The 12,961-nt window shown below is 60.6% G+C and carries 9 protein-coding genes; 6 read left to right on the forward strand and 3 right to left on the reverse strand.

Annotation, left to right across the window (positions count from 1 at the left end):
• Positions 1 to 110: 110 nt before the first annotated feature.
• The 3 genes from AC1Q8Q_RS04945 to AC1Q8Q_RS04955 all read right to left on the reverse strand — a co-directional run bounded on the left by AC1Q8Q_RS04945 (position 111) and on the right by AC1Q8Q_RS04955 (position 4,388).
• Positions 111 to 2,744, reverse strand: coding sequence for a hypothetical protein (locus tag AC1Q8Q_RS04945; protein ID WP_492614868.1), 2,634 nt, complete (start codon positions 2,742 to 2,744; stop codon positions 111 to 113).
• A gap of 133 nt (positions 2,745 to 2,877) precedes the next feature.
• On the reverse strand, positions 2,878 to 3,672 hold the full coding sequence (locus tag AC1Q8Q_RS04950) for a substrate-binding periplasmic protein (protein ID WP_492614869.1): 795 nt from the start codon (positions 3,670 to 3,672) through the stop codon (positions 2,878 to 2,880).
• A 92-nt stretch (positions 3,673 to 3,764) separates the two neighbouring features.
• Complete coding sequence (locus tag AC1Q8Q_RS04955) at positions 3,765 to 4,388, reverse strand: TetR/AcrR family transcriptional regulator (protein WP_020796137.1); 624 nt, start codon at positions 4,386 to 4,388, stop codon at positions 3,765 to 3,767.
• Between the two features lie 177 nt (positions 4,389 to 4,565).
• Here AC1Q8Q_RS04955 and AC1Q8Q_RS04960 point away from each other — a divergent pair, with 177 nt between their 5' ends.
• The 6 genes from AC1Q8Q_RS04960 (at position 4,566) to AC1Q8Q_RS04985 (ending at position 12,934) form a co-directional block, all read left to right on the forward strand.
• On the forward strand, positions 4,566 to 6,368 hold the full coding sequence (locus AC1Q8Q_RS04960; protein ID WP_492614870.1) for an acyclic terpene utilization AtuA family protein: 1,803 nt from the start codon (positions 4,566 to 4,568) through the stop codon (positions 6,366 to 6,368).
• A gap of 12 nt (positions 6,369 to 6,380) precedes the next feature.
• Complete coding sequence (locus AC1Q8Q_RS04965) at positions 6,381 to 7,250, forward strand: SDR family oxidoreductase (RefSeq protein WP_020796139.1); 870 nt, start codon at positions 6,381 to 6,383, stop codon at positions 7,248 to 7,250.
• A 3-nt stretch (positions 7,251 to 7,253) separates the two neighbouring features.
• Positions 7,254 to 8,870 carry a geranyl-CoA carboxylase subunit beta gene (gene atuC / locus AC1Q8Q_RS04970; protein WP_492614871.1) on the forward strand — a complete coding sequence of 539 codons (1,617 nt, stop codon included), beginning with the start codon at positions 7,254 to 7,256 and terminating at the stop codon, positions 8,868 to 8,870.
• A gap of 42 nt (positions 8,871 to 8,912) precedes the next feature.
• A complete protein-coding gene (atuD, locus tag AC1Q8Q_RS04975; protein WP_492614872.1) occupies positions 8,913 to 10,070 on the forward strand; it encodes a citronellyl-CoA dehydrogenase in 1,158 nt (385 codons plus the stop codon).
• The gene (locus AC1Q8Q_RS04980) at positions 10,067 to 10,864 is read left to right on the forward strand and encodes an enoyl-CoA hydratase/isomerase family protein (RefSeq protein WP_020796142.1); all 798 of its coding nucleotides are present in this window, start codon (positions 10,067 to 10,069) and stop codon (positions 10,862 to 10,864) included. The genes atuD and AC1Q8Q_RS04980 overlap by 4 nt, the downstream gene beginning before the upstream one ends.
• Before the next feature lie 108 nt (positions 10,865 to 10,972).
• On the forward strand, positions 10,973 to 12,934 hold the full coding sequence (locus AC1Q8Q_RS04985; RefSeq protein ID WP_168758750.1) for an acetyl/propionyl/methylcrotonyl-CoA carboxylase subunit alpha: 1,962 nt from the start codon (positions 10,973 to 10,975) through the stop codon (positions 12,932 to 12,934).
• Positions 12,935 to 12,961 lie beyond the last annotated feature (27 nt).

Below are 12,961 nucleotides of genomic sequence, written 5' to 3' on the forward strand. Positions count from 1 at the left end.
AAGGATGAAAATTTAAGCGTGCACGACAGATAACTGTGCAACACCAATGGTCGATACATGCAGCGATTGCAAATACCTGGAGTGAAGCACCTGCGAGAGGAACAACAAAATTACAGTTCTCTCAAACGCACATCATCGATATCAAAATCGTTTCCATCATATGAAAAGCTATGGCTTTCTACCCAAAGTTGCATGCGAGGTTGCGTGGCCACAAAGGTTCCAGAAAGAGGTTTCCAGCTCATATGTGGAAAGAACGTATGTTCAGTCACAGCCGTTGAACCCGCGCGAAGCGACAAGCTAGGGACGGGGGCCAAAAAATTCCTCCTTCGAACCGACAAACTGAATTCATACGTGACGTGCGGTTGCAAGTTGTCGAAGTACTTTGTCATTAACACACCGACAGGTTTGTTAGCAGAGTCGGAAACCAGATGCCCCGTCCCTCCCGTCGCTTGCAAAATCAGATCCTGAGGACGCATATCCACACCACGCTCCCAATCTTTCCAGTTGCCGTCATCAAACGTAGTGAGATCATCGAACGCAAATCGTATCGTCAACTCCCGCGGTGTAAGTACAACTGCCTTGTCGGTACTCTCACTTCCATCCAGCGTTACTTTGCAGATCAGGCTGAATGTGCTGAAGTCCTTCAGTGATTGAAGCCATTTTCGAGGTAAATCCCGGGTCAAGCCATCATCCAGATTCGGTTCCGACACCAACTCGCCAACCATCAGATCAAGCACAACACAATTGCCATCCTTGTCAGTACCGGCACAGCTGAGCCATACACGCTGGCCCTCAACCATCCAGGGATTCCAGGGTTCGACCAGAACCGTGCCATCGTCGTCAAAGTTGCGCAGGTCCAGAATATCGTTGGTGGCCTGAAGCACTTGCGGTATCGGCCAATGTTTAGGAACGCTGATTTGCAGGTTGAAGTCTGGAGATGTCGCCTGCTTGCACGGGCTGGTCACGTCATAACGAAGGGTCACCGTCTTGCCGATGCAGGCAATCACCTCGTTGAAAGGCACCTCGAAGTCCACATACCCCACGATGCTATTGCCTGGTTTGGCCTCGATCGGCAGTGAGTAACCGTCCGGGCGTACCCAGTAAGGCTGGATCGTATGACGAGGGCTGATACGGTCGTAAGCCACCCGCACAGTAAGGCCTTCCTTGGCGTTTTCCGGATTGAGCAGCTCGCCAACCGCCTGACGTACTGTCGGGGCGATCAGGTGCAGATCTTGCTGATGAAGGGACAAGGCCAAAGACGGAAACTTCACTGCACTGGGGTGATCGATCAGGCCATTGAAGTTCACCGCGAAATGCAGCTGAAGCCCGGTACAATCTGCCAGTTTCTCTATCTCATGCCTCGGCAACAAGTCACGGACGGCTATTTCGCCCTCCCACGCCGGCAGCGCGTCCCCCATCAGCACATCGAAGCTGTAAGGTGTGCCATCCTCCGACTTGCCTGTCCCCCATAGCCAAGTCGGCTGGCCTTCGGCGATAAAAGGCCATGATTCCAACATCACATCGGCATCGTCATTGAACGTATTGAGGTCCAACATCCGTGCCGTAGCCTGTCTCACCTCTGGTGTAGACAAACCGGTGAGCTTGAGCACCTTCAGTGTCAGCACCGGAGAAGGCCACTGCCTATCGCGCTGGACCGTATAACGCACTCGAACCTGGCCGCAAAAGTTGGCGCTGATGGCTGAAGCCGGCACCGGGATATCGACAAAGCCGTTTGTTGTTCCGCTTACACAGGCCAGCGATGGAGTCCCGGCACCGGGCGCTCCTTCGAAAAAAGCGCACACCCGATCGGTATCGCGCATTCCGTTATAGGCCACGCGTATTGTCGCGCCCTCTGTGGCGTTAATCGGATTGAGCAGACATTCGTCGGCCGCGCACTCGGTGGCCTCCAGTACCCTCGGCATCAGCAGTTTGAGGTCCGGCTCACCCAACCGCAGGTTTTCAGTATTACGACTCAGCTCATGAGCATTTGCCGGTAGCCAGGAAAGCGTTGGATCTGCCGGTGCGGTTCCGGGCGCGCCGTCGAAAGTGACAGCCGCGCACAAGGTTACCGAGGAATAGTCTTCACACCCGGCCAGCCAGTCACGACACAAGTGCTCCAGAAAGACAAAGCCGCCCTGGGCTTCCCATTTCTTCACAAGGTGGTTTTCCAACACCCATTCGAACCGGAAGTTGCCGACATGGTGTTCGTTACCTATCGCCAGAATCCACAGTCGCTGCCCCTCTGCGATAAAGTTCCAACGTTCCAGGGCAACCCGGGCATTGTCTTCGAACTTGCGCATGTCCAGCCAGCGCGCACCCTGGGATGTATCCACATCGAGAAACGTGGATGCCGGTAAAAATTCAGGTTTAAGTGTCTCAACCGTCAATTCAAGTTTGATAGACGGTTCAGTTCGGCCATTGAGGGTGGCGGTGTACCAAACTTCGACGGTCTTACCGATACAGGCACCGATTACTTCAGCAGCGACGTTAATCTGGATAGAGCGGTCGTCACTGCCATCCTTGACCGGGATCGAGGGTCGCCCCGGGCCTTCGGGGCCGTCCCAATGCAATTGAATCTGGTAAGCAGACGTCATACTGGCAAACGCAATGGTGACGATGACGCCCCGCCTCGCAAAAATCGGATCCAGCGTGTTATTGGCCGTCGCAAACTTGACAGTCGGAATTGGATGTTCCGCAACAGGCAGGACGTGTTGAGCTGCGTCTTTGACAACCTCTTTAGCCATGACAGATTACCTTTCGACGGAATAGATGATTACGCTATCTAAACCCTCGGCAATCGTTATTGGCTACTGTCAAAGTTGACAGGTTTTCACTGCAAAACACATTGGAGCGACAAGCGGTAAACCTGTATGTGCATCAGTTGCCAGGCACCGGCACCACCGCGATTTTGTACGGATCGAAAATCTTCAGCATCTGGCCATTATCGCGCAACCCTTGCAGCAACCTGCCGAAGGCCTCGCCGCTGATCGGCGCGGTCGGGCGGAGAATGGCGTAGTGGTGATAGATCTGGTCGACGCGCTCGGATACCAGTAACTCACTGGCGACTTTCTCGTTTCGCAGAAAGTAGTCGCTCAGGTACGACCGTGTGACCAGGGCGACATCGGCGCGGTCACGCAGCACCATCAGCAGGTTGCTGTCATGGGAATAGGTCAAGGTGGCATTGTGGTGAGTGGCGAGGTACTTGGGATCGGCATTGAAGTGGGCGAATTCGTAGTGGTACCCGCTGAACAATGCCAGGCGCTTGCCGGCGAGCTCATTGAAGTAGCTTTGCTGGCGCTGAGGCAAGCGTTGCGCAACGAAGATTTCGGCGTCTTCCAGGCCCATGTCGACGCTGGTGTGGGGGATGTCCCGCCAGCCCCAGTCAGGGTTCTCGAAGATCGCCATGTCCACCCGGCCTTGCTTGAAGTCGCCAAAGCGGCGGGGAATGGAGGTGGGTACCAACACGAACCGGTAGTCGCTTTGCAGGTTGTTGAGGGCCTCGACCAATTGCGGCAGCAGGCCGGTGTCGGCACCAGACTCCGGGCGCACCGTATAGGGAGGAAAGTGTGCGGCACCGATGCGCACCAGTTGTGCGGCCTGGGTCGGCATGACTGATAACGACGCGAGTATTGCCAGTAAAAGTCGCGAAGCCGTCCGTATTGGCGAAGACATCAAAACAACCCACTCCCCGAAACTGCATCAATGCATTGAAGCTAGGCGGTTTCGACCACTTAGCCAGTTTCCTGCCGACCCGCACTCACGCACTATTTACCCGCCAGCACCAGAATCAAGGCCTCCTCGGCCAGTTGATCCAGGTTCATGTTGCCATCGGCACGAAACCAGGTGGTGGTCCAGGACAACGCTCCAGTCAGGAAACGCCGGGTGATAAACACATCGCCGCGGATAAAACCGGCGCTCTTGGCTTCACCCAGCACCTGCAGCCAGATGTCTTCATAGATATCGCGCAACGCCAGTACCCTGGCCTGCCCCTCATCGGACAGTGAACGCCATTCGTAGACCAGCACCGCCATCGCCTCGCCACTGCCGCCCATGATGGACTGCAATTCGCAGCGGATCAGCGCCAGCACCTGCTCGCGCACGTCGCCGGCCTCGGCGATGGCCGCACGCATCAGCGCGGTGTTATACAGAATGGTCTCCTCCATCACCGCCCGCAGGATATCGTCCTTGCTCTTGAAGTGATGAAAAATACTTCCCGACTGGATGCCCACGGCACCGGCCAGGTCGCGCACGGTAGTGCGTTCATAGCCCTTGTTGCGAAACAGGTGGGCCGCCACTTGCAGCAACTTGCCCCGGGCGCTGTCCGGGTCGGTCAATTGTCCGCTGTCGACCAACTCGCGCATGACGCTCAAGGCTTTTTGCTCATCCACCCGTTCTCTCCTACAGTCGATCAGTCCAATGCCGCGCTCCCCGCGAAAACATTGGGTTGCGCTGGCAATTTAAGCAACTGGCGACGACCAAGCAAGCGCTCGGGCAGAAGATAGTTCAGCCGTTTACAAACCAAGCGCTTGCTTGGTAGTCTCAAGGCACTGTTGCCGGAGGTGGTTATGGAGTTGACTGCGCCAAGAACAATTCGCATCGGTTGCGCCAGCGCCTTCTGGGGCGACACCTCGACCGCCGCCGCGCAACTGGTCGAAGGCGGGCGCCTGGACTACCTGGTCTTCGATTACCTGGCTGAAATCACCCTGTCGATCATGGCCGGCGCACGGATGAAAGATCCCCAGGCCGGGTACGCCAGCGACTTCATCGAAGTGCTCGCTCCTCTGCTCTCGCAACTGGCCGAACAAAAGATCCGCGTCATCAGCAATGCCGGCGGGGTCAACCCTCAAGCCTGTGCAGCCGCCCTGCAGGCCGCCTGCGACAAGGCCGGCGTCGCGCTGAAGATCGCTGTCTTGTTGGGCGATGACTTGCAACCGCAGATCAAACAACTGGGCAGCCTTGGCATTCACGAAATGTTCAGCGCCGCCCCCCTGCCGCCGATGTGTGTCTCGACCAACGCCTACCTGGGGGCGCCGGGCATCGTCGAAGCCCTGCGCCTGGGTGCGGACATCGTGATCACCGGACGCGTGGTCGACAGCGCCGTGGTCAGCGGCGCGCTGGTGCATGAGTTCGGCTGGTCGTGGCACGACTACGACAAACTGGCCCAGGCGGCGCTGGCCGGGCACATCATCGAGTGTGGCGCGCAATGCACCGGCGGCAACTTCACCGACTGGCGCGATGTGCCCGATTACGAGCACATCGGTTTTCCCATCGTCGAAGTCAACGCCGACAGCCAGTTCATCGTCAGCAAACCCGAAGGCACCGGCGGCCTGGTCACACCCTTGACCGTGGGCGAACAGATGCTCTACGAAATCGGTGACCCGCGGGCCTACCTGCTGCCCGACGTGGTCTGTGATTTCACCCAGGTCAAACTCGTGCAGCAAGGCAGGAACGCGGTCCGGGTGCACGGCGCAAAAGGCTTGCCGCCCACCGCTCAGTACAAGGTCAGCGCCACGTACCCGGACGGTTTCCGTTGCACCGCCAGTTGCCTGATCGCCGGGATCGATGCGGTCGCCAAGGGCCACAGGGTCAGCGAAGCGATCATCAACAAGACCTCACAGATGTTCAGCCAGCGCGGCTGGGCGCCCTACAGCGAGGTGAACATTGAACTGCTTGGCAGCGAAGCCACGTACGGCCCCCACGGGCAGCGCCAGGACAGCCGCGAAGTAGTGATCAAGCTCGCGGTGCGCCATCCGAACAAGCAGGCATTGATCCTGTTCTCCCGGGAAATCGCCCAGGCCGCCACCGGCATGGCGCCGGGGCTGACCGGGATCGTCGGCGGCCGGCCGACGGTGTATCCGCTGATCCGCTTGTTTTCGTTCCTGATCGACAAAACTGCCTGCACGCTGGAAATTGATCTCATGGGCCAGCGCCATTCGTGCGCCCTGCCCGCCCTCGATGTGCTCGACAGCGCCGACTTGCCCGTGCCGATTGAGCCACCCCGCCCCACGGGACCTGCCGATGCCAGCGTCGCCCTGGTCAAGCTCGCGGTGGCCCGCTCCGGTGACAAGGGCAATCACAGCAATATCGGCGTCATGGCCCGCGACCCGCAGTACCTGCCGTGGATCGCCGAAGCCCTGACCCCGGCCGTGATCGTCGACTGGATGAGCCATGTCCTCGACCCGATCCACGGGCGTGTCGAGCGTTGGTATTTACCCGCCACCCACAGCCTGAATTTCCTCCTGGAAAATGCTTTGGGTGGCGGAGGCGTCGCCAGCCTGCGGATCGATCCGCAGGGCAAGGCCTTCGCCCAGCAATTGCTGGAGATCCAGATTCCGGTGCCGCAGCGCATCGCTGACCAGGTCAACTAGAGGATTGCCGCCATGGCTTACGATTCGATTTTCAAAGCTGATCTGTTTGCCGGCCAGACCATCATCGTCACCGGTGGCGGCAGTGGCATTGGCCGCTGCACGGCTCACGAACTGGCGGCCCTCGGTGCGCATGTGTTGCTGGTCGGGCGCAAGGCCGACAAGTTGAAAAATGTCGCTGCCGAGATTACCGAAGATGGCGGCAAGGCTGACTGGGGCACCTGCGATATCCGTGAGGAAGAAGCGGTCACGCACCTTGTCAGCGAATTCATCCGCAAATACGGCCCGATTCACGGCCTGGTCAACAACGCTGGCGGCCAGTACCCGTCGCCCCTGGCCTCGATCAACCAGAAGGGTTTCGAAACCGTTATGCGCACCAATCTGCTGGGCGGATTCCTGATGGCCCGGGAAGTGTTCAACCAGTCCATGAGCAAGCACGGCGGCGCCATCGTCAACATGCTCGCCGACATGTGGGGCGGCATGCCCGGCATGGGCCACTCGGGGGCGGCGCGCTCGGGCATGGACAACCTGACCAAGACCGCGGCCTTCGAATGGGGGTACGCCGGGGTCCGGGTCAACGCTGTGGCGCCGGGCTGGATCGCTTCCAGCGGCATGGACACCTACGAAGGTGCGTTCAAGGCGGTGATTCCGACCTTGCGTGAGCATGTGCCACTCAAGCGCATCGGCACCGAATCGGAAGTCAGCGCGGCGATCGTGTTCCTGCTCAGCCCGGCGGCGGCGTTCATCAGCGGCAGCACCCTGCGCATCGACGGCGCGGCCAGCCTCGGCGGGCGCGCATGGCCGATTCACAAGGCGACCAACAGCCACTCGTACAACGGATTCCACCGCGCGTACTTGCCTGATGTCCTCAAGGACAAGGAATAACCCATGCCGGTGATTGAGTCGCAACTGGACCCCCACAGCGAACAGTTCGCCCGTCATCGTGCGGCCATGCTGGACGCCGTCGAACAGGTCCGTACCCTCGAACAGAACCTGCTGGACAAGGCAGCCGAGGCCAGGCCCAGGTTCGAAAAACGCGGTCAGTTACTGCCCCGCGAACGCCTCAACCTGCTGCTCGACCCGGGTGCGCCATTTCTCGAACTGGCGAGCCTGGCCGGCTACAAGTTGCACGACGACAAGGACGGCAGTTCGGCGGGCGGCGGCTTGATTGCCGGGATCGGCTACGTGTCGGGTGTGCGGGTGTTGGTGGTGGCGAACAACAGTGCGATCAAGGGCGGCACCATTTCCCCTTCAGGCCTGAAAAAATCCTTGCGCCTGCAACAGATCGCCATGGAAAACAAACTGCCGGTGATTACCCTGGCCGAGAGTGGCGGCGCGAACCTCAATTACGCGGCGGAGATTTTCGTCGAAGGCGCGCGCAGCTTTGCCAACCAGGCACGCATGTCGGCCATGGGCCTGCCGCAGATTACCGTGGTCCACGGCTCGGCGACGGCTGGCGGTGCCTATCAGCCGGGGCTGTCAGACTATGTGGTGGTGGTGCGTGGAAAGGCCAAGCTGTTCCTGGCCGGCCCGCCTCTTTTAAAAGCAGCAACCGGAGAGGTCGCCAGCGACGAAGAACTGGGTGGTGCGTTGATGCACGCGCAAACCGCCGGCACCGCCGAGTACCTGGCCGAGAATGACGCCGACGGCGTGCGCCAGGTGCGCGAGATCGTCAGCCTGCTGCCATGGAATGCGCGCTTGCCGGTGTTGCCTGCCAGGCAATGGCAGGAACCGCTCTACCCCATCGACGAATTGCTCGGCCTGATTCCCGATGATCCGAAAAAACCCTACGACGTGCGTGAGATCGTCGCCCGAATCGCCGATGGCTCGAACTTCCTCGAGTTCAAGGCCGAGTTCGATCAGCAGACCGTGTGCGGCCAATTGACAATCCAGGGGCGCGCCTGCGGATTCATCGGCAACAACGGTCCGATCACGCCCAAGGGTGCGAGCAAGGCTGCGCAATTCATTCAGCTGTGCGACCAGAGCCAGACGCCCCTGCTGTTTTTCCACAACACCACCGGGTTCATGGTTGGCACCGAATCAGAGCAGCAGGGGGTGATCAAGCATGGCGCCAAGATGATCCAGGCGGTAGCCAATGCCCGGGTGCCGAAACTGACCATCGTGGTGGGCGGCTCCTATGGCGCCGGCAACTATGCGATGTGCGGCCGGGGCCTGGACCCACGCTTCATCTTCGCCTGGCCCAACAGCCGCACCGCCGTCATGGGCGGCGCCCAGGCCGGCAAGGTGCTGCGCATCGTCACCGAGGCCAAGCAGGCCAAAGACGGCCTGGTGCCCGACCCGAAAATGCTCGACATGCTCGAACAGGTCACCGCGCAGAAACTCGACAGCCAGTCCACGGCGCTTTATGGCAGCGCCAACCTGTGGGACGACGGCCTGATCGATCCGCGGGACACCCGGACCCTTCTTGGTTACCTGCTGGATATCTGTCACGAGGCCGAGGTGCGCTCGCTGCAAACCAACAGCTTCGGTGTCGCGAGGTTTTGATCGTTCCCACGCTCTGCGTGGTTCGCCAGGAGAACAATAAAAATGATCTTCACCCAGGAACACGAAGCACTGCGTCGCACCGTCCGCCAGTTCGTCGATCATGAGATCAACCCTCATGTCGAGGAATGGGAAAAGGCCGGGCGTTTTCCGATCCACGAGATCTTTCGCAAGGCCGGCAACCTCGGCCTGCTGGGCATTTCCAAACCGGAAAAGTTCGGCGGCATGGGCCTGGACTACAGCTACTCGATCGTCGCCGCCGAAGAGTTCGGCACCATTCATTGCGGCGGGATTCCCATGTCGATCGGCGTGCAGACCGACATGTGCACCCCGGCCCTGGCGCGCTTCGGTTCCGATGAGTTGCGCGATGAGTTCCTGCGCCCGGCCATCAGCGGCGAGCAGGTCGGCTGCATCGGCGTCTCCGAAGTCGGCGCGGGGTCCGACGTGGCCGGCTTGAAAACCACCGCGCGCAAGGACGGCGACGACTACGTGATCAACGGCAGCAAGATGTGGATTACCAACTCGCCAAGCGCCGACTTCATCTGCCTGCTGGCCAACACCTCGGAGGACAAACCGCACATCAACAAGTCGCTGATCATGGTGCCGATGAACACGCCGGGCATCAGCCTCAGCTCGCACCTGGACAAACTGGGCATGCGCAGCTCGGAAACCGCCCAGGTGTTTTTCGACAATGTGCGGGTGCCACAGCGCAATCGCATCGGTCACGAAGGCGCGGGGTTCATGATGCAGATGCTGCAGTTCCAGGAGGAACGCCTGTTCGGTGCGGCCAACATGATCAAGGGCCTGGAGTATTGCGTCGACAGCACCATCGAGTATTGCAAGGAGCGCAAGACCTTTGGCAGTGCGCTGATCGACAACCAGGTCATCCACTTTCGCCTGGCCGAACTGCAAACCGAGATCGAATGCCTGCGGGCGCTTGTCTATCAAGCCACTGAGCAATACATCAAGGGCCAGGACGTCACGCGCCTGGCGTCCATGGCCAAGCTCAAGGCCGGTCGCCTGGGTCGCGAGGTGACCGACAGCTGTCTGCAATACTGGGGCGGCATGGGTTTCATGTGGGACAACCCGGTGGCCCGCGCCTACCGCGATGTGCGCCTGGTGTCGATCGGCGGCGGTGCCGACGAAATCATGCTGGGGATTATCTGCAAGCTCATGGGCATTCTGCCCGGGAAAAAAAAATGAGTACCCTGCCGGTTTGCCAGACCCTGCTGCTCGATATGCACAACGGTGTGCTGCACATCACCCTCAATCGACCGGACAGCCGCAACGCCATGAACTTGCAGATGGTCAGCGAACTGCGTGCGGTGCTGGCGGCAGTGCACGATGAGCGGGGAGTCAGGGCCCTGGTGGTCGGCGGTGCCGGCGGGCATTTCTGTGCCGGGGGAGACATCAAGGACATGGCCAATGCACGCGCCCAAGGTCCGGGCGCGCACCGCGACTTGAATCGACTGTTCGGTGCGTTGCTGCAAGAGGTGCAGCATGCGCCGCAGGTGGTGATCACCGTCCTGCAAGGCGCGGTGCTCGGTGGTGGCTTCGGTTTGGCCTGTGTCAGCGACATTGCCCTGGCCGATCACCAGGCGCAGTTCGGCCTGCCGGAAACCAGCCTCGGTCTGTTGCCAGCGCAGATCGCGCCGTTCGTGGTGCAGCGCATCGGCCTGACCCTGGCCCGTCGCCTCGCCCTGACCGCCGCACGTTTCGACGGCACCCAGGCACGGCGGATGGGGCTGGTGCATTTTGTCGAGCACGATACGCAGGCATTGGCCGAGCGCCTCGATGAAGTGCTGGCCCATGTGCTGTGTTGCGCGCCCGGGGCGAATGCGGCGACCAAGAAACTGTTGCTGGCGAGCGCCGTGCAGCCATCGGATGCATTGCTCGATGAGGCGGCCGAGTGGTTCAGCGAAGCAGTGACCGGGGTTGAAGGGGTCGAAGGGACCCTGGCGTTCGTGCAAAAACGCAAACCGGGGTGGGCCCTTTAAGCGCTTCGCGAGCAGGCTCGCTCCCACTTTGGAATGCATTTCAACTGTGGGAGCGAGCCTGCTCGCGAAGAGGCCCTCACATTCAACGCAAATCCCTGGGAGCAGAACATGCCCGGATTCAGCAAGATCCTGATCGCCAATCGCGGTGAAATCGCCTGCCGCCTCCAGCGCACCGCCCAGGCCCTGGGCTACCGCACCGTCGCGGTATTCAGCGACGCCGACGCCGATGCCCTGCACGTGCAAATGGCCGACGAAGCGGTGAACATCGGCCCCGCCCCGGTGCAGCAGTCCTACCTGAATATCCAGGCGATCATCGACGCGGCCCGGCGCACTGGCGCGGATGCCATCCATCCGGGCTACGGTTTCCTCTCGGAAAATGCCGCTTTCGCCCGCGCCTGCCAGGACGCCGGCATCACCTTCATCGGGCCCAGCCCCGAAGCCATCGAGCTGATGGGCAGCAAGCGCCGGTCGAAAATCGCCATGCTCAATGCCGGCGTACCCTGCATCGAGGGTTATCAGGGTGCCGAACAGGACGATGCCACCCTCATCCGCGAAGCCGACCGCATCGGCTACCCGCTGATGATCAAGGCCAGTGCCGGCGGCGGTGGGCGTGGCATGCGCCTGGTGCATGGGGCCACCGACCTGGTGCAACAGCTGCGCAGTGCTCGCTCCGAAGCCTTGCACGGTTTTGGCAGTGACGAACTGATCCTCGAGCAGGCCTTGATCGAACCGCGCCATGTCGAGGTGCAGCTGTTCGGCGACTCGCACGGTAACCTGATCTACCTTGGCGAGCGTGATTGTTCGATCCAGCGTCGCCACCAGAAAGTCATCGAAGAAGCCCCCTGCCCCGTGATGACGAGTCCGTTGCGCCAGGCCATGGGCGAAGCGGCGCTCAAGGCGGGACGCGCGGTCAACTATGTCGGCGCCGGCACGGTGGAATTCCTGCTGGATGCGCGCGGACAGTTTTACTTCCTGGAAATGAACACCCGACTGCAAGTGGAACATCCGGTGACCGAATTCATCACCGGCCTGGACCTGGTGGCCTGGCAGTTGAACATCGCCCAGGGACAAGCGCTGCCGCTGCGTCAGGAAGACGTTCAGCTCAAGGGGCATGCCATGGAAGTGCGCCTGTACGCCGAGGACCCTGCGCAAGGTTTCCTGCCACAAACCGGTCGAGTCGCGTCCTGGGAACCGCGCTTGCAGGATGGCGTGCGGATCGATCATGGGCTGATCGAAAGCCAGGAGATCAGCCCGTTCTACGACCCGCTGCTGGGCAAAATCATCGCCCACGGCCAGACCCGTGAAGAGGCTCGGCGCAAGTTGCTGCGGGCCGTGCAGGACTGCGTGCTGCTGGGCGTACAGAGCAACCAGCGCTTGCTCGTCAGCCTGCTGCAACATCCGCTATTCATCGGTGGCGAGTTCAGCACCGGGTTCATCGAGCAGCATTTCGCCGAACATTCCTGTTTGCATCGCCAGGTCCCGAGTGCCGAACAACTGGCGATTGCCGCGGCGCTGTTCTATCAGGCATCGGCACAGGCGCATCCGGTTGCGCTGGCCGGTTGGCGCAATAACGCCAGCGTGCCGCTGCACTATCGCCTCGCACTGGACGATCAGGACTGGCCGGTGGCGTTGCATGCGGTTCCCGGTGAGCCGCTGCGGGTTGAAGTCGCCAGTCGCCACCTCGAACTTAAGATCATCCAGAGCGACGGCCGCTGGGCCACGGTGCAACTCGACGGCGTCCGCCAGCGTCATGCCTACCGCATGGAGGCCGGGCAACTCTGGTTATTCACAGCTCCCGGCAGCCTGCGGCTGGTGGATCGCACTCAAGCGCCGGCCTGCAGCCAGGCCAGTGTCAGCTGCGGCACCCTCAAGGCGCCCATGGACGGTGCGGTCATCGATGTGCTGGTCAGTGAGGGTTGCAAGGTCAGCAAAGGCCAATTGCTGGTGGTGCTGGAAGCCATGAAAATGGAGCACCCGCTCAAGTCGGGTATCGACGGCGTGCTCAAGCGCTTGCAGGTGCGGGTCGGAGACCAGGTGAAAAACCGTCAGATTCTGCTGGAGGTCGAATAAGCCGCTAGGCGTAACCGCAGGCTTTGG

It is taken from the genome of Pseudomonas sp. GW823-FHT06B06 (assembly GCF_058795195.1).